Source organism: Rossellomorea sp. YZS02 (assembly GCF_033963925.1).
In the GTDB taxonomy this organism is placed as follows: Bacteria; Bacillota; Bacilli; order Bacillales; family Bacillaceae_B; genus Rossellomorea.
Genome location: NZ_JAXBLY010000001.1, coordinates 213,869 through 231,461 on the forward strand (window position 1 = coordinate 213,869; position 17,593 = coordinate 231,461).

Genomic DNA, 17,593 nt, shown 5'->3' on the forward strand with positions numbered 1-17,593 from the left:
GGCTTTTAACCGGCTTCTACTACTCTCATTTCATAGAAACAGCTCTTCAGGCGACCTTCCATTGTCTTAACGTAGAAAATCTCTCAGCAAACGATTTTCCTCTCTGAAAGTAAGGACCAATGTACTCTTCCTGTTCATTGCTTTTCGTGATTATTCATTTATTCATTATAGTATAGGAAAAGATAAACTTTCGTCAATCATTATTGGCGATTTTGTTGAAAAATATTCATTTCGCCTATACATAGGCACCATTCCATCCTTCATTCATAAGATAAAGTAGTGAATCTACCCAGAAAGTGAGTGGATGTTTATGAAGAAAATCAACCAGTATACGTTGCAGAAATGGATGGGGAATGCCCGTCTCATATGTAAGCAGTTCATCATTCCTTTTACCATCTTCCAAGGGATCCGCACCATCTTGCTCCCAACCACTTTTGATGTTCTTCTGTTGACCCTGTTCATTGGTATCGGCCTTGCCATCTACTTTGATTGGATTTAAAGAACTGACGACATATGAATTCGTCAGTTCTTTTTTTATTCTGATTCCGCTGCCTGCTCCTGTTTCTGCTTTTCCATTTCATCCAGGCGCATGACAACATATTCGGTATTTTTAAGAAGCCAATAGTGACGCTGTAACTTCTTCAGGGATTTACGTTCATTTCGCTTATCTTTCGGTGTATGGAAATATTTTTCCACTACGGCAATGACGGAGCTGGGATACGCCAGGTAGCTCATGAAAAGGAGCCTCTCTTCATTCCGTACGGTAAAATGTTGAAAGTAAGTGGTTAGCCACTCAATGCATTCCTCATAATACTTTGGGTAGGTTTTCAGCGTCCTCGACAAAAACGGCAGGAGATCATGAAAAGGCGATGCCATCTTGGAATACTCGAAGTTGACAAAATACCCCATACCTCTTTCGTCAAAAAGAAAATGCTCCGTCGACACCTTCCCATGCGTAATAACAGTCCGGACTTTTTCAAGTTCTTTGGTTTCTTCATACCATTCATCCAGCATTTTACGTGAAAATTTCAATGCTTGGGATGCGTCCTTATAATACATACAAAAATGAAATTGAAAGGGGGACATGTATGTGGTCTTCTCACATGCTTCTACGTACTCATCCAGGAATTGCTGCTCTTTTTCCCATCTGGACGTCAGCTGTTCGTAGTGGGATTCTCTCTCTTCTTTATCAATTTTCACTTCCTGGGAAGAAAGGGTATGAAGTCTCGCCAATTCCCTGAACATCTTTTGGTGCTTTTCAAATTGATCTTCTCGTTCATAGTTTGAAAGCCAGGGCATGACATAATATAAATCCCCTTCATTCCATACTGCATATCGTCCATCCAGGGTGGGATAAATCGGAACAATCCGATTATAGCCCCTTTGAAAGAGCATTTGTACATTCCTGACAAAGTCCACACCGTTTTGGGCAGAAAGCTGTTTAACTGCTAAAGTGCCTTTATTTGAAAATACTTTTGAAATTTTCCCGAAGCTCTCAACAAAATGGGGTTCGACCCCATAAGGCTGCAAGACAGGCTTTAATCCCTCCAGCGTTTGTACCATTCCTCTCACCTTCTAAGATTACTTTTCTTAAAAAAAACGGACCAACTCCAATGATTTTGGTGTCAGCCCCATCGTTTTTGCTATATCTACCTTCTCTTTTATTCGATCCTCAGATGGGAACGACCTTTGCTTCTACCCCTTGAATACGAATTCACTGTTCGGGATATAAAGAACCTGCCCTGCATATACATCCTGATTGGCTTCGAGCTGATTCACCCGTAATAACTGCGGGATGGTCAGATCATACTTCTCGGCAATATAATCGAGGTTCTCACCTTCCTGTACGATGCATACCCTTAGAGTCGCTCCTTTTTCCTCCTCTTTACGGGCAAAGAAATCCGTTAATGAGATGGATTCGTACTTCTTTTTCCCTTTTGTCTTTTTCTTTTCTCCCTCTTCTTCATCCATTTCTGCTTCCACCGCAGAGGACGATGACGAAGACTCTTCTTCTTCCAATTCCTCTTCCTTATACTTAGGAGCAGGCGGAGGCGTATAGGCGGCTTTGGGTTCCGCGTGCTGTTCTTCTGACGATTCACTCAGCTCATGCTGTGGAAGTTCAAATACATTCTCTTTCCGGTAATCCACTTCTTCATAGGAAAGGGCAGGATTTGAATCGTACTGAATCTGAACAGGAATTTCATCCTCATGTTCAGCCGGCGGGGTCCTTCCTTCCAGATTAAACGATTGGTATTCGTCGTCAGCATCATCTTCTTCCTCTTCTGCTTCCTCTTCTACATAAGTGGTGATTTCTTCTTCATCGTAATTTTCGTATTCGTACACTTCTTCTCGATCTTCCTCTTCTTCCGTTTCCACTTCTTCTTCTACTTCTGCTTCAGCGACTGCACTCGACCGGTAAAGGGGCTCGAATTCCTCTTCCCTTTCATACTCCGATTCAAATGGTGTGTGCGCCTGCTGCTCCCCGTAGATTCCCGTGATGGTTAAATCGGCATTCAGCTTTAAGCAGGCATTTTCAGGCACGACATAGTCGAAAGACTCGACATACACATCGATATCGCCTAAATTGGCAATCCTGTTTTTCGGGATTGTTACATCCACGGGAAACCTGTGAACAAATTCATATTCACCTTTTTCTCGTTTTTCCACTGTCTGCACAAACTTACCGCTTGCTTCAAACTCATCATCCTCTTCTTCTCTCGGTGACGTTGGCAGATACTCACCGGTCAAATCCAGACTACCCCTGATAAGTACATACTGTTCTTGCTCTTGTATCGTTATATGAGGATCTAAGGAGATGGATAGCAATTCTTCAACTTCCTGTCCTTTTTTGAACCAAATTGATTCTTCCAAAGAAAATCGTAAGCACGATTGTTGTTCTTGTGACAAAGAAATTCCTCCTTTCAAGTTCCAAACAAAGAAATAGTAAACAATGCCATTATCACTTTATGAAACAGAAAGGATGAATATGATAGGAAAACAAATAAAAACAGCCGATCCCCTAAAAGGATCGGCTGCCTCATTACTTCTTGCTCATTTTTTCAAACGCTTTTTCCGCTGCCTGAAGGGTCTTTTCAATATCTTCATCCGTATGTGCTGTCGATAAGAAGAGTCCTTCGAATTGAGATGGTGGCAGGAATACTCCTTCATGGGCCATTTCACGGTAGTATTCGGCAAACATCTCAAGATCAGAAGACTTGGCACCTTCGTAATTTGATACTTCTTCATTCGTGAAGAAAATGCCGATCATGGAGCCTGCACGATTGATCCTGTGAGGAATATTGTGCTTTTCTGCCGCTTTCTTTAAGCCTTCCTCCAGTAAGTCTGCTTTACGTGAGAACTCAGTATAGGTTTCCGGAGTCAGCTGACTGAGTGTCTCATATCCAGCCGTCATGGCTAACGGATTTCCGGACAGGGTGCCCGCTTGATAAATCGGACCGCTTGGAGCGATTCTTTCCATGATTTCCGCTTTCCCGCCATACGCACCGACAGGAAGTCCCCCACCGATGACTTTACCAAGACAGGTTAAGTCAGGAGTTACATCGTAAAAGCCTTGGGCACAGCCATAGCCGACACGGAAGCCTGTCATGACTTCATCAAAAATAAGAAGAGCACCATGGTTTTCCGTTACTTCACGCAGACCTTCCAGGAAGCCGGGTTGCGGAGGTACGACACCCATGTTTCCGGCAACAGGCTCGACGATTACACCTGCGATGTCATCACCGAACTGTTCGAATGCATAGCGGATGCTTTCTAAATCATTGTAAGGTACTGTAATCGTGTTTTTGGCTACTCCTTCTGGCACACCAGGGCTGTCAGGTAAACCAAGGGTCGCGACACCTGAACCGGCTTTGATCAATAACGAATCCCCATGTCCGTGGTAACAACCTTCGAATTTTATGATTTTATTTCTGCCTGTGTATCCACGGGCCAAACGGAGGGCACTCATTGTCGCCTCTGTACCGGAAGAAACCATACGTACGACTTCGATACTTGGTACACGGTCGATGACGAGTTGAGCAAGCTTATTCTCAATTTCTGTCGGAGCACCGAAACTTGTCCCGTTTTCGGCTACTTTCTTAATGCTCTCCACGACACGATCATTGCTGTGACCGAGAATGAGCGGTCCCCAGGAAAGGACATAGTCAATGTACTCATTGCCGTCAATATCGTAGATTTTCGACCCTTTTCCTCTTTCCATGAAGATTGGTTCCATTTTGACGGATTTGAATGCCCGAACCGGACTGTTCACCCCGCCCGGCATCAATTTCACTGCTTCTTTGAATGCTTGTTTTGATTTTTCATATGAACGCAATATGGTTTCCTCCTTTAGTGATCTTTTCAGTCATCCTTACAGAAACTTTCCACCAATTAGGATAACCAATTCGCTACGTCTTTTGCGAAGTACGTAATGATAAGGTCTGCTCCTGCACGCTTCATGCTCGTCAGTTTCTCCATTACGATTTCCTGTTCGTTCACCCAGCCGTTTTGTGCAGCTGCTTTGACCATGCTGTATTCGCCGCTTACGTTATAAGCGACAACGGGAGCATTGAATCGATCCTTTACTTCACGCATGATATCCAGATAAGAAAGGGCCGGTTTTACAATAAGGAAATCCGCTCCCTCTTCCATATCGGATTGAGCCTCTCTCAAGGCTTCCATGCGGTTCGCAGGGTCCATTTGATACGTTCTGCGATCCCCGAATTGCGGGGTCGAATGGGCTGCATCGCGGAAAGGGCCATAGAAGCTGGATGAATACTTCACAGCGTAGGACATGATCGGCACATCATGATATCCTGCTTCATCGAGACCGTGGCGGATGGCTGCAACAAATCCATCCATCATGTTGGATGGGGCAATGATGTCGGCACCAGCTTCAGCCTGGCTGACGGCGGTTTTCGCCAGTAAATCAAGAGTCTCATCATTAAGGACTTTGCCATCTTTGACGATTCCACAATGACCATGGCTCGTATATTGGCAAAGACATGTATCGGCGATGACAACAAGGTCTGGGTACTGTTCCTTCACGAAGCGGGTGGCCTCCTGAACAATCCCATGATCGTGGTAGGCCTGTTTCCCCAATTCGTCCTTTTCAGCAGGGACACCGAATAGGATGATCGATTTAATGCCTAAAGAAACCACTTCATCCATTTCTGCCTTTAAATTATCGAGTGAGATATGATAAACACCCGGCATGGACGGGACGACATTCTTGATGTTTTCCCCTTCCACAACAAACAGAGGGTAAATTAAATCTTCTTTTCTAAGATGTGTTTCTCTAACAAGCGCACGCATCGTTTCCGATTGACGCAGGCGGCGATGGCGGTTAAATTGCAGGTCTTTCATATTAAAAAGCCTCCTAATGTTTTGTAACTAGCGGGAAGAGATATATTCCTTCATCTCATTCACCATTTCATTTACAGTATAAACGCTTGGACAGATTTTTACATGCAATCCGTATTGTTCGGCGATATTTTGAGTGATGGGACCAATACATGCAATGGGGATATCACGGATGCGGTCATACAGTGAATATTCACGGATGACCTTCATAAAGTGATGCACCGTCGATGAACTCGTGAAGGTGATAATATCCACTCGTTCGTTCTCGATGATTTCCTTTAATTGCACGATACTTTTCTGAGGAAGGACTGTTTCATACACGATCCATTCCTGACAGGCAACCCCCGCTGAGGATAATTGAGATGCAATCACATTCCTTGCGAGATTACCTTTCGGGATCAAGACGTGTGCCTCGGGATTCACCTTCAACATGAACTCTTCCGCGAAGTCATCCCCAGTGAAATTCTCCGGAACAAAGGAAACCGTAATTCCACATTTATGACAATAATGCCCCGTCTTGCTCCCGACAGCAGCGAATCTCCCTTTGTATGTGTCTAAAGAGATTCCCTGTCTCTTCAATGCCTCCAGGAAAAACTTCACACCATTTTTACTGGTGAAAATAATCCAATCATATGTATGCAGGTGGCTAAGGAACTCTTTCTCCCGTGGGTCTTTATGGGATTGAAAATGAAGAAGTGGAACCAAAATGGGTACCCCTCCCTCGCTCTTAATGAGGGATCCTGTCTCACTGGATCCCTCATTACCACGAGTAATCAAAACCTTTACATGTTCTAAAGGCCCCTCACCCTTCATTATTGATCGAGCTCCTCTTTCACCTGATCGATCAAGGCTTTTGCACCTTGCTTTGTTAAACTTTCAGCCACTTTTTCTCCTACTTCTTTTGGATCCTGGCCGGTCATGTATTCTTTGTAGATCGTTTTCCCATCCGGTGAAGCGACAAGCCCGGTCAAGGCAACGTCACCATTGTCTTTAAGTTCGGCAAATCCGGCAATCGGAACCTGACAGCCACCTTCCATTTTATGAAGGAACGCTCTTTCGGCCGTTACAGTAGTCGTTGTTTCTTCACATGCGAATTTCTTAAGGAGGTCACGGACTTCAGAATCGTCCTCTCTGCATTCGATGGATAATGCGCCTTGACCTACTGCCGGCAGGCAAAGGTCAGGATCCAGGAATTCCGTTACGACATCGGATGTCCAACCCATTCGTGATAGTCCTGCTGCTGCAAGGATGATCGCGTCGTAATCTTCGTTCTGAAGTTTGGAAAGACGCGTATCGATATTACCGCGGATCCACTTGATTTCAAGATCAGGACGTACAGACAGGATCTGGGCCCCTCTACGAAGACTGCTTGTCCCGACGATCGCACCACCTGGCAGATCTTTAAGTGCGACATGATTCTTACTGATGAACGCATCGCGATGATCTTCGCGAACCGGTATGCTACCGATGGTGAGCCCTTCAGGTAGCACCGCCGGCATGTCCTTCATACTGTGGACAGCCATGTCAATTTCTTTATCCAGCATCGCCTGCTCGATTTCTTTAACGAATAAGCCTTTACCGCCAACTTTTGATAAAGTGACATCCAGGATCTGATCTCCCTTAGTGACTATCTCCTTCACTTCGAAATCGTAAGAAGGGTCCAATGCCTTCAACTGATCAATCACCCAATTGGTTTGGGTAAGGGCTAATTTACTTCGTCTTGAACCTACAATAATTTTTCTCATAATGACCTCCTGAAAACTTATGAATACCAGAAATGGAATGAAGACAACCGACTAGCTAGAAAGAAATTGATCAAGATGATCAAGAAGGCTGCAACATTAAGAAAAGCTAATGATTTACCAAATACATTCTTTTTAATGCGAAGGTATAAATAACTGCTATATAAAATTAATAGAATGAATGATCCTATGATCTTGGGATCATACCATAGAAACTCCGGAAGCTTGATGTATGCCCATTGAAGTCCGAGTATCAGGCTGAGGAGCAGCATGGCGACACCGATGGAGTTTGAAATATACGATATCTTCTCAAGCTTGGACAAATCACTGATTCTCCATAACCTCTGCCCCCACTTCTTCTCCTTTAACAGCTTAAACTGCAAGAGATACAGGAGGGAAAACACAAAGGATAAACTAAATGCCCCGTACGATAATATGGCCATCGTAATGTGAATCAATAGTAATTCGGATACCATCTGTTCCGCCATCGCCTGGGATTCTACCTGAACGGGGGCAAATGTATGGATCGCCATGATGATGAAACCGAGTACATTTGTGAAGAACACGGTAAAATCCACTCTCAACAACCGGTTGATGACAAGGGACAGGGTGATGAGGACCCAGGCATAAAAATAAAGTCCCTCAAAGATGGTGAGGACCGGGAATCTGCCTGTGTTCATCATGTAAAGAAATAAAAAGATTGTTTGAAGGACCCAAACAATCGCAAGTAACCAGAAGGCAAACAGGTTCGCCTTCCGGTTTTTGTTTAAGAAATCTATAAAATAAAACAGAATACTAATAGCATACAGAACAATCATAAGTTCGTGCAGCCTAGTCATCGTTTGTTCAAACATCGACAATAACCTCACTTATGCTTGAAAAGAAGGTTGTGGTGTAAAGCTCTGTCCGCTCTCAGTCTTTTCGTTGGCTGCTTTCCCTTGTTTCTGCTCCAGCACTTGTTGTTCAATGTTAAAGATGTTGATGAACAAATCCAATTTATCTTCAGCATCCTGCATTCCTGCCAATTCCTTTGCCTGCAGGATCGGATCTTTTAATAGCTGATTGATGATACTCTTCGTATGCTTATTCAAAACCTTGCGTTCACGATCGGTTAAATCAGGCATTTTACGTTCAATGCTTTCCATCGTCTCGGCCTGGATGGAAAGAGCCTTTTGTCTTAAGGCAGAAATGACAGGTACCACCCCGAGCATATTCAACCAATCTTTGAAAGCAACGATTTCAGCTTCAATCAGGATTTCGATTTGCTCAGCCGCTTTCTTGCGTTCTGCCAGGTTCGCCTCTACGATGCCTTCCAAATCATCGATATCATAAAGGAAAACACTTTCAAGTTGCCCGATCGCTGGATCTAAGTCCCTTGGAACGGCAATGTCCACCATGAATAACGGACGACCCTTCCTCATGCTTTCCACATGGGACATCATTTCTTTCGTAATCACAAAATCTTTTGCACCTGTAGAACTGATCATAATATCTGCCTCTACCAGGGCACATTGAAGCTCCTGCATCGTTTTAGCATTCCCGCTGAATCGTTCAGCCAGTGTTTGAGCTTTCTCATAAGTACGATTGATCACAGTCACCTTAGTGGCTCCGCTGCCATGGAGGTTCTGGATGGCAAGTTCCCCCATTTTACCCGCTCCAAGAATGAGGACATGCTTTTTCTCCAGGCTGCCGAAGACTTTTTTAGCGAGTTCAACGGCTGCGTAACTGACTGATACAGCGTTCGAGCCAATCTCTGTTTCTGAATGACCCTTTTTCGCAACGGTCACCGCCTGCTTGAACAGGTGATTGAATACTGTTCCTGTCGCTCCGGACTCCTGGGCATTCAGGAAGCTTGAACGGATCTGACCAAGGATCTGGGTTTCCCCAAGAACCATGGAATTCAATCCACATGCAACTTTAAAAAGGTGTTCAACGGCTCCTTCTTGTTCATAAATGAACAGATACGGCGTGAACTCCTCTTTATCTATATCAAACCATTGAGATAAGAAATCTTTAATATAATAACGACCTGTATGAAGCTGATCTACTACCGCATATACTTCCGTTCGATTACACGTAGAAACAATCACATTTTCAAGGATGCTCTTCTTTCCCTTTAATGTTTTCATAGCTAAAGGAAGATCAGTTTCATTGAAAGATAAACGTTCGCGAATCTCTACAGGGGCCGTTTTGTAATTTAAACCAACGACTATTGTATACATGCTATGCACTACACCCCCAAGTAAAATCATTACTTTTATTATAACATGTCCTCATAAGAGCCTGACCTTGAAATGTGAACAGAAATTGAAACCTAAATATGATACATTAAAAGGGTAGACACGACTGCTTCTTACGGGACTTGCTAAACATTCATTTCATCATTACATTTAAGAAAGAGAAAGAAAAACGCTTGTAAGCATTTTCATTTCTTAAGAAATCATATATATTTCGACATTACCTACTAATGTAGGGTACCAAAACATGCCTAAAGAATCAAGTGATGGAAAGGTTTCTCACTATTTGTCGTCATTTAGGGATTCATCTTTTATATTATGTGTCTTTTTCCCTTAAAAAATAGGATTGAATCCAAGAATTCATTATTAACAGGAGGAAAAGTATGAAACAGCAACGAATATTCCCCGGAATCATCTTAATTGGTTTTGGAGCTTATTTTTATTTACAGCAAGCCAATATTGTATTGTTTCAGGAATTCTTCACATGGCCCACGCTGCTTATCATTGTGGGACTTGCATTTCTCGGTCAGGGATATGGAGCGAGGGATTATGAAGCCATCCTCCCCGGTACGATCCTTGTTGGATTCGGTTTACATTTTCACGTTGTCAATAAACTCGAAATTTGGCCAGATCATATGGGGACCTTCATTCTCATCATCGCCCTCGGTTTTCTCCTCAGATACCAGAAAACCAGGGCAGGATTGTTTCAAGGGATACTATTCTTGACACTCTCTATCATTCTCCTTTTCTATGATAAAGTGGTACGCTGGTTGGGGTTCATTGAGGGGAGTGTAGGAACGGCGTGGGAATTCTGGCCGATTCTCATCATCGGCATTGGTGTCTATCTCTTATTTGTAAGGAAAAAGTAACCCATAATAAAGCCCGGATCAATGTCCGGGCTTTTTCGTGTTTTATTACAGAACCGAGTCCAAAAACTCTTTCGTCCTCTGCTCTTTCGGAGAATTGAACAGCTCCTGAGGCGGCCCCACTTCAACGATCCGGCCATCATGCATATAGACGACCCAATCGGCTACTTCGCGGGCAAACCCCATCTCATGTGTCACGACAACCATTGTCATCCCTTCAAGGGCAAGTTCCTTCATGGTAGAGAGAACTTCTCCGACTAATTCAGGATCCAGAGCTGATGTCGGTTCATCAAACAGCATGATATCCGGCTTCATGGCAAGTGCCCTCGCGATGGCCACACGCTGCTTCTGACCTCCGGAGAGCTTGGAAGGATAAACATCCTCCTTATCACCGAGACCGACTTTCTTTAACAGCGCTTTTGCATCTTTCTTTGCATCCGCCTTAGATATACCCTTCACGTAAACCGGGGCCTCCATCACATTTTCCAAAACGGTTTTGTGGGGAAAGAGGTAGAAATGCTGGAATACCATTCCCACCTTTTGACGGATTTTATTCAAATCATGGGTATCCTGATTGATCTCATCCCCCTCGATGACAACCTTCCCATTATCTTTCAGCTCAAGGAAGTTAAGACAGCGGAGCAACGTACTTTTCCCTGATCCACTGGCTCCTATAAGGCAAACAACATCACTTTCCCGTACGCTGATATCAATATCCTTCAGGACGTGCAAATCACCGAAAGATTTATTTAATTTCTCTACTTTAATCATTTCCTGACTCATTCTCATCCCTCCCGCATCATTCTTAATCACTGATAGACATACGTTTTTCAATTATATTGACGATCGTAGAGAATAGTAATACAAGAACCAGGTAATAAATTGCTACTACAAGCAGATATGTCATATAATCAAAGTTATTCGATCCGAGTGTCGTCGCCACGCTGAACAATTCGAACATCCCGATGAAGGAAGCAAGAGATGAGTCCTTCAAGGCAATGATGAACTGGTTCCCCAAGGGCGGCAGGGCACGTCTGAAAGCCTGTGGCAGGATGATCCTTCTCATAGACAAGCCTAAAGACATTCCAAGGGATCGGCCCGCCTCCATTTGGCCCTTATCGATGGATTGGATGGCTCCCCTGAAGATTTCCGCAATATAGGCCCCATTATGGAAAGCGAGACCCATGACGACAGACCAGAAGCCTGAAATATTCAAGGAAGTCAAACCGAAATAGAAGATGAAGATTTGAACGATTAATGGCGTACCCCTTACGACGAAGATATATAAATCCGCCAAGAGAGATAAAGGCTTAATGCCTGAAATCTTAAGGAAAGCGAAAAATAGACCGATCACAATCGCAATCAGGATCGAAACAAAGGTTAATTGAAAGGTTAATAACATCCCTTTAAGAAAAACATCATATGTACCTGCAAAAGTTTCTAAAAAGTGCATGGACTTCCCTCCGTTCAATATATTCTCACTTTAAGACAAAAAGCGAATGCGCATAGAAGCACATTCGCTCTGTGTCATGCTGCTTTTACTCTTTCTCGGGATCTGATGTAATGTCTGTATTAAAATATTTTTCGCTGATTTTCTTTAATGTACCGTCTTCTCTTAGTGTATCAAGTGCTTTATTGACTTCTTTCAGAAGGTCTTCATTTTCTTTACTGACAGCGATCGCCTGCTCGCTGCGTCCGATCAGCTCGCGTGCTTCGATATCAAGACCCGAAGCAATGGCTTCTTTACCTGTGATGAAATCAGTGATGACAGCATCATGCTTCCCTTTATTTAACGCCTCAAGGGCCACAACGTCGCTATCATATGCCTGAATCTTATCGGTTACTTCCTTTGCTGTGTCAGCATACGTTGAACCTTTGGATACGGCAATTTCCATGTCCTTCAAATCATCCAATGTTTCAACATCGCTGTCTTTGCGAACGAAGATCTGCGGTCCTGAATAATAATAAGGTGTTGAGAAATCCACTTCTTTCAAACGATCATCCGTGATGGTATGACTGGCTACCGCCGCATCGAAACGTCCGGATTTTACTCCTTCAACGATCCCTGCAAATTTAAATTTCTTCTGTTCGGGTTCAAGTCCCATTTCTTTTGCCACTGCTTCTGCCACTTCAATATCGAAACCGGACATGGTTCCATCATTATTCGTTACACTGAATGGCTTGAATTCACCTGAAGCTGCATAAACGAATTTGCCTTCCTCCACTAACTTCGCACCACTCTCAGTTGTAGCTTTGTCTCCGCATGCGGATAGAAGAAGAGCAGCAAGTACTAACAAGACTAGGCTTTTCCAATTCTTCACTGTCTAGAGTCCCCCTTATGTAGCTTGTAATATTTTTAATCTTTCATAATTTTATCAACAAAAGAGAAAATTCTCAAAATTCAAATATAGCTTCTGCAGCTTATAATTTTCCATTTTAGTGGATGAAACGGACTCAGCTTTGATATTGATAGATATACGTCCCTATCCTTTCATTTCCTTTCATATGCTTGGACGATATAGGTCCATGAACCTTATACGGACTTCAGTAGACCTCCTTTTTTACTACATTTAAGCTAGAAGCGAATTTCTATTTTTCGTAATAAAAAGAACCGATCTCCACATTTGCGGAAATCGGTTCTTTTTATGACTTATTTATAGAATGACTTGATCGCGTCCCAGGCTTTGTCTTTTCCAAGGCCTGTTTCGGATGAGAACATGATGAGGTCGTCTTCACTGTCCATGTTCAGTGTTTCTTTTGTGACTTTCAGATGCTTCTGCCATTTGCCTTTTGGGATTTTATCCGCTTTGGTGGCAATGACGATGCATGGCAGCTCATGATGCTTCAGGAAATCATACATCATGACATCATCATTCGTCGGTGCGTGACGCAGGTCCACAATCAGGATGACTGCGCGCAGCTGCTCTCGGGAGGTGATGTACGTTTCAATCATCTTTCCCCATGCTTCACGTTCTGTTTTTGATACTTTGGCAAATCCATAACCGGGAACATCCACATAGTAGAGGGTTTCTTCTATTTTGTAGAAGTTCAGCGTCTGGGTTTTACCAGGCTTGGATGAAATCCTCGCCATGCTCTTGCGACCGATCATTTTATTAATGAATGAGGATTTCCCTACGTTGGATCGCCCCGCTAAGGCAAACTCGGGAAGAAAATCGCCAGGATATTGTTCAGGCCTGACTGCACTGATGACTAGCTCAACTTGATTTACTTTCACTTCTTTTCACCTACTAATGCTTTCTCTAAGACTTCATCTATGTGTGATACAAGGATGAATGTTAATTCTCCCCTTACACTTTCAGGAATATCATCTATATCCTTTTCATTGTCTTTCGGAAGGATAATCGTTTTAATTCCGGCACGATGAGCGCTTAATGTTTTTTCTTTCACCCCTCCGATTGGAAGGACTCGTCCCCTCAGGGTAATTTCACCTGTCATTCCTACTTCACGGTTGACGTATTTACCGGTCAGAGCTGATACGAGGGCCGTTGTGATCGTGATTCCTGCAGAAGGGCCATCTTTCGGTACTGCTCCTTCAGGAACGTGGATATGAATGTCATGTTTCTCGTGGAAATTCTCGTCAATGCCAAGGTCCTTTGCCTTCGAACGAACGTAACTGAACGCTGTCTGTGCCGACTCTTTCATGACATCCCCCAACTTCCCTGTAAGAACAAGCTTCCCTTTACCTGGTGCGAGAGATACCTCTATTTGAAGGGTATCTCCGCCGACAGTGGTGTAGGCAAGTCCGGTTGACACACCGATCTGGTTTTCCACTTCCGCCTGACCGTAACGGAATTTTTTCTTCCCAAGGAACTCTTCTATATTGCTAGAAGTGATCACTACCCGCTTCTTATCACCTGAGACAATGATCTTAGCCGTTTTTCTGCATAGGGCTGCCAGCTGGCGCTCCAAGCTCCTCACACCTGCTTCCCTGGTGTAATAGCGGACGATATCAACAATCGCTTCGTCTCTCACTTGAAGCTTCGATTTAGTTAAACCGTGATCTTTGATTTGTTTTTCCAGTAAATGATGCTTCGCAATATTTAACTTCTCAAGCTCTGTATATCCCGCAATCGTAATGATTTCCATCCTGTCACGAAGTGGCCCCGGAATGGTGGATAAATCGTTTGCCGTGGCGATGAACATGACTTTTGATAAGTCGTATGTCTCTTCAATATAGTGATCACTGAAGTTCGAATTCTGCTCAGGATCCAGTACCTCAAGCATCGCAGAGGATGGATCTCCCCTGAAGTCGGAGGACATCTTGTCGATTTCATCAAGGAGGAAAACAGGGTTGATGGTGCCTGCCTTTTTCATCCCGCGGATGATCCTTCCCGGCATGGCTCCTACATACGTACGTCTGTGGCCCCTGATTTCTGACTCATCACGAACGCCACCAAGTGAAATGCGGACGAAATTCCGTCCGAGTGATTCAGCCACGGAACGGGCAAGACTCGTTTTACCAACCCCTGGAGGTCCGGCAAGACATAAGATCGGCCCTTTAAGGGACTGGGTCAATTGCTGTACAGCCAAGTATTCAAGTACTCGCTCTTTTACTTTTTCAAGACCGTAGTGGTCACGGTTCAATATCTGTTCGGACCGCTTAATGTCCAATTGGTCTTCCGTTTCAGTGGACCATGGTAAGGAAACGAGCCACTCAATGTAGTTTCTGATCACAGAGCTTTCTGCGGAGCTCGAAGGCACTTTCTCATAGCGGGCAAGCTCCTTTAATGCCGTATGTTCTACATCTTCCGGCATGTCGGCTTGTTCAATCTTCAGGGTAAGGTCTTCAATTTCACCAGTTTTCCCTTCTTTATCGCCCAATTCCTTTTGGATGGCTTTCATTTGCTCGCGAAGGTAATACTCTTTTTGAGTCCGCTCCATGGAACGCTTTACGCGTTGCCCGATTTTTTTCTCTAAGCTGAGCACTTCTTTTTCATTGTTGATCGTTTCAATGACCATTTGAAGTCGCTTCTTAATATCCAGTGTTTCCAGGACGTTCTGCTTTTCCTTCATTTTCAGGGGCAGATGGGATGCCACGATGTCTGCAAGCCTGCCTGGTTCTTCGATATCTGAAACAGTGGAATATGTTTCAGCTGAAACTTTTTTAGATAATTTTATGTATTGTTCGAAATAATTGAGTAATGTCCTCATCAAGGCGTCTGTTTCCGATTCTTTTCCTTCAGAATCATGGAATTCCTTCACCGTCACTTCATAGAAATCCTTTTGCTCAGTGAACGAAGTAATTGACGCCCGGTTCATTCCCTCAACCAACACCCTGATGGTCCCGTTTGGCAGTTTAAGCATTTGCTTAACCTTTGTCAATGTTCCCATTTCGTAGAAATCTTCCTGTGTTGGCTCATCTATATTCATATCTCTTTGAGTCGTTAAGAAAATTAAATGATCATCCATCATGGCTTTTTCTAAAGCTTGAACAGAGCGCTCACGTCCAACATCTAAATGCAGGACCATTGTTGGGTAAACAAGTAAGCCTCTTAATGGAAGGAGGGGAACCGTTAAATTATTTTGTTTTGTCACATATAACACCTCCGAAGTATGCTCTCCTAGTCTTTGTACAATTCTAACTTATTTACTAGGGAGTGTCTATTAAATAGGTATTTACAACTTTATTCAAGGCAGGCTGCGCTTATTCCTGTTATCCCCATTCAAAAACAAACCGATTCGGATAGACCCGAATCGGTCAACAGTCTACACACTTTTCTTATTTTGTTCGGATACAACCTCACTTTGAGGAATATGATCCTTCATCAGGGCAAGATCAAGCACTTCCTTGAGTTGCTTGACAGGAACCACTTCGATTCCTTCAATCTCACTTAACATCGCCTGTTGATTGTCGAAGGGAATGATGGCCATGGTCGCCCCGGCAAGTTTCGCACCCTTCACCTTTGGAAAGACCCCGCCGACAGGTTTAACCGATCCATGTATACTGATTTCACCTGTGACAGCAATGGTATGTTTGATCGGTATCCTATAGATGGCCGAATAGATGCCAAGAGCCATGGCGATCCCTGCGGAAGGTCCGTCAACCGGCACTCCACCAGGGAAGTTCACATGAATATCATATTGATCGGCAGGAACACCCATCGAGCGAAGGACTGTGATGACATTTTCAATCGATCCTTTCGCCATACTCTTGCGCCTGATTGATTTACTCCGATCACCGATGCTTTCTTCTTCTACAATTCCGGTTACATTTATGGTTCCTTTGTCGCTTGCCGGTATAACATTCACTTCAATTTCAAGCAAAGATCCGGTATTCGGACCTGTCACGGCTAAACCATTGACCAGGCCAATCGTTGCTTCTTCGTTGATTTTTTTCTGATAACGGGGTGACAGCTGGCTGGATTGTATGATCCATTCAAGCTCATGATCATAAATTTCTTTTCTATTTTCTGTAATGGCGACCCCTGCTGCGATTTGAACCATATTAACGGCTTCACGCCCATTGCGCGCATATGAAGCAAGGGTGTCGAGACCTTTTTCGCTGATGGTCATCCCTACTTTATCGACTGCCCCGGCCGCAACTTTTTTCACTTCATCATGCTCTAACTCCCTAAAGAAAACCTCCATACACCTTGAACGGATGGCAGGTGGGAGCTCACTCGGAGTTCGGGTTGTTGCGCCGATCAGCCGGAAATCAGCCGGAAGGCCATTTTTGAAAATATCATGAATATGAGTCGGGATTTGGTGATTTTCTTCATTGTAATAAGCGCTCTCAAGAAACACTCTTCGATCTTCCAACACTTTCAATAGCTTGTTCAATTGAATGGGATGCAATTCCCCTATTTCGTCAATGAACAACACGCCTCCATGGGCATTCGTCACTGCACCCTGTTTAGGCTGGGGAATCCCCGCCTGCCCCATGGCTCCAGCCCCCTGGTAGATTGGATCATGGACAGATCCAATCAGTGGATCGGCAATCCCTCGTTCATCGAAGCGTGCCGTTGTGGCATCCAGTTCAACAAAAACAGCAGTCTGTTTAAAAGGGGATTTCATATTTTTCTTGGCTTCTTCCAGGACCAAACGGGCTGCTGCCGTCTTACCGACACCTGGAGGTCCATAGATGATGACGTGTTGAGGATTCGGGCTGCATAATGCAGCTTTCAATGCTTTAATGCCATCTTCCTGCCCGACAATATCTTCGAAGCTTGCAGGTCTAACCTTCTCTGCAAGGGGTTCTGTCAATGAAATGGATCTCATCTTCCTGAGTTCTTCCATTTCTTTTTTTGATTCACGGTCAATGGAAACTTTTTGAGTTCGCTGGTTCTTTAACAGGTTCCAGAAGTACAATCCAATGATGATTCCGAAGAATAATTGGATGAATAAAGCGATGCTAGTAAAGCTCATT

At 43.9% G+C, this 17,593-nt stretch carries 16 protein-coding genes and 1 other annotated feature (1 of these 17 only partly in view); of the genes, 2 read left to right on the forward strand and 14 right to left on the reverse strand.

What is annotated here, in order from left to right; genetic code table 11:
- Positions 1–147: a binding site (T-box leader), on the reverse strand; it reaches 81 nt to the left of the window's first position.
- Between the two features lie 163 nt (positions 148–310).
- The gene (locus tag SLH55_RS01065) at positions 311–499 is read left to right on the forward strand and encodes a hypothetical protein (protein WP_034760497.1); all 189 of its coding nucleotides are present in this window, start codon (positions 311–313) and stop codon (positions 497–499) included.
- A 35-nt stretch (positions 500–534) separates the two neighbouring features.
- Here SLH55_RS01065 and ysxE read toward each other — a convergent pair whose 3' ends face one another.
- From ysxE to hemA, 8 genes are all read right to left on the reverse strand, one after another.
- Entirely contained in the window at positions 535–1,563 is a 1,029-nt protein-coding gene (gene ysxE / locus SLH55_RS01070; protein ID WP_219166805.1) for a spore coat protein YsxE, read from the reverse strand.
- Positions 1,564–1,695: 132 nt separating this feature from the next.
- Complete coding sequence (spoVID, locus tag SLH55_RS01075; protein WP_219166804.1) at positions 1,696–2,907, reverse strand: stage VI sporulation protein D; 1,212 nt, start codon at positions 2,905–2,907, stop codon at positions 1,696–1,698.
- A 133-nt stretch (positions 2,908–3,040) separates the two neighbouring features.
- Complete coding sequence (gene hemL, locus SLH55_RS01080; RefSeq protein WP_320322326.1) at positions 3,041–4,333, reverse strand: glutamate-1-semialdehyde 2,1-aminomutase; 1,293 nt, start codon at positions 4,331–4,333, stop codon at positions 3,041–3,043.
- A 56-nt stretch (positions 4,334–4,389) separates the two neighbouring features.
- Positions 4,390–5,364, reverse strand: coding sequence for a porphobilinogen synthase (gene hemB, locus SLH55_RS01085; RefSeq protein WP_320322327.1), 975 nt, complete (start codon positions 5,362–5,364; stop codon positions 4,390–4,392).
- Between the two features lie 27 nt (positions 5,365–5,391).
- Entirely contained in the window at positions 5,392–6,174 is a 783-nt protein-coding gene (locus SLH55_RS01090) for a uroporphyrinogen-III synthase (RefSeq protein ID WP_257474928.1), read from the reverse strand.
- Positions 6,174–7,106, reverse strand: a complete 933-nt coding sequence (gene hemC, locus SLH55_RS01095) for a hydroxymethylbilane synthase (RefSeq protein ID WP_219166800.1) — start codon at positions 7,104–7,106, stop codon at positions 6,174–6,176. The genes SLH55_RS01090 and hemC overlap by 1 nt, the downstream gene beginning before the upstream one ends.
- Positions 7,107–7,123: 17 nt before the next feature.
- Complete coding sequence (gene ccsA, locus SLH55_RS01100) at positions 7,124–7,957, reverse strand: cytochrome c biogenesis protein (protein ID WP_219166799.1); 834 nt, start codon at positions 7,955–7,957, stop codon at positions 7,124–7,126.
- Between the two features lie 15 nt (positions 7,958–7,972).
- The gene (gene hemA, locus SLH55_RS01105; RefSeq protein WP_219166798.1) at positions 7,973–9,325 is read right to left on the reverse strand and encodes a glutamyl-tRNA reductase; all 1,353 of its coding nucleotides are present in this window, start codon (positions 9,323–9,325) and stop codon (positions 7,973–7,975) included.
- Between the two features lie 398 nt (positions 9,326–9,723).
- Between hemA and SLH55_RS01110 the strand changes: the two genes are divergently transcribed.
- Positions 9,724–10,209, forward strand: a complete 486-nt coding sequence (locus SLH55_RS01110) for a LiaI-LiaF-like domain-containing protein (RefSeq protein WP_219166797.1) — start codon at positions 9,724–9,726, stop codon at positions 10,207–10,209.
- Positions 10,210–10,254: 45 nt separating this feature from the next.
- Here SLH55_RS01110 and SLH55_RS01115 read toward each other — a convergent pair whose 3' ends face one another.
- The 6 genes from SLH55_RS01115 to lonB form a co-directional block, all read right to left on the reverse strand.
- Positions 10,255–10,989: an amino acid ABC transporter ATP-binding protein gene (locus tag SLH55_RS01115; RefSeq protein WP_307513731.1), complete on the reverse strand. Its 735-nt coding sequence runs from the start codon at positions 10,987–10,989 to the stop codon at positions 10,255–10,257.
- Positions 10,990–11,011: 22 nt separating this feature from the next.
- Entirely contained in the window at positions 11,012–11,659 is a 648-nt protein-coding gene (locus SLH55_RS01120; RefSeq protein ID WP_219166796.1) for an amino acid ABC transporter permease, read from the reverse strand.
- A gap of 85 nt (positions 11,660–11,744) precedes the next feature.
- Complete coding sequence (locus SLH55_RS01125; RefSeq protein ID WP_320322328.1) at positions 11,745–12,527, reverse strand: transporter substrate-binding domain-containing protein; 783 nt, start codon at positions 12,525–12,527, stop codon at positions 11,745–11,747.
- A gap of 329 nt (positions 12,528–12,856) precedes the next feature.
- A complete protein-coding gene (gene yihA / locus SLH55_RS01130; protein WP_219166794.1) occupies positions 12,857–13,441 on the reverse strand; it encodes a ribosome biogenesis GTP-binding protein YihA/YsxC in 585 nt (194 codons plus the stop codon).
- Positions 13,438–15,762, reverse strand: coding sequence for an endopeptidase La (gene lon, locus SLH55_RS01135; protein ID WP_219166793.1), 2,325 nt, complete (start codon positions 15,760–15,762; stop codon positions 13,438–13,440). Before lon ends, yihA begins: the two co-directional genes overlap by 4 nt.
- 171 nt (positions 15,763–15,933) lie before the next feature.
- Entirely contained in the window at positions 15,934–17,592 is a 1,659-nt protein-coding gene (gene lonB, locus SLH55_RS01140) for an ATP-dependent protease LonB (protein ID WP_320322329.1), read from the reverse strand.
- Between the last annotated feature and the right edge of the window lies 1 nt (position 17,593).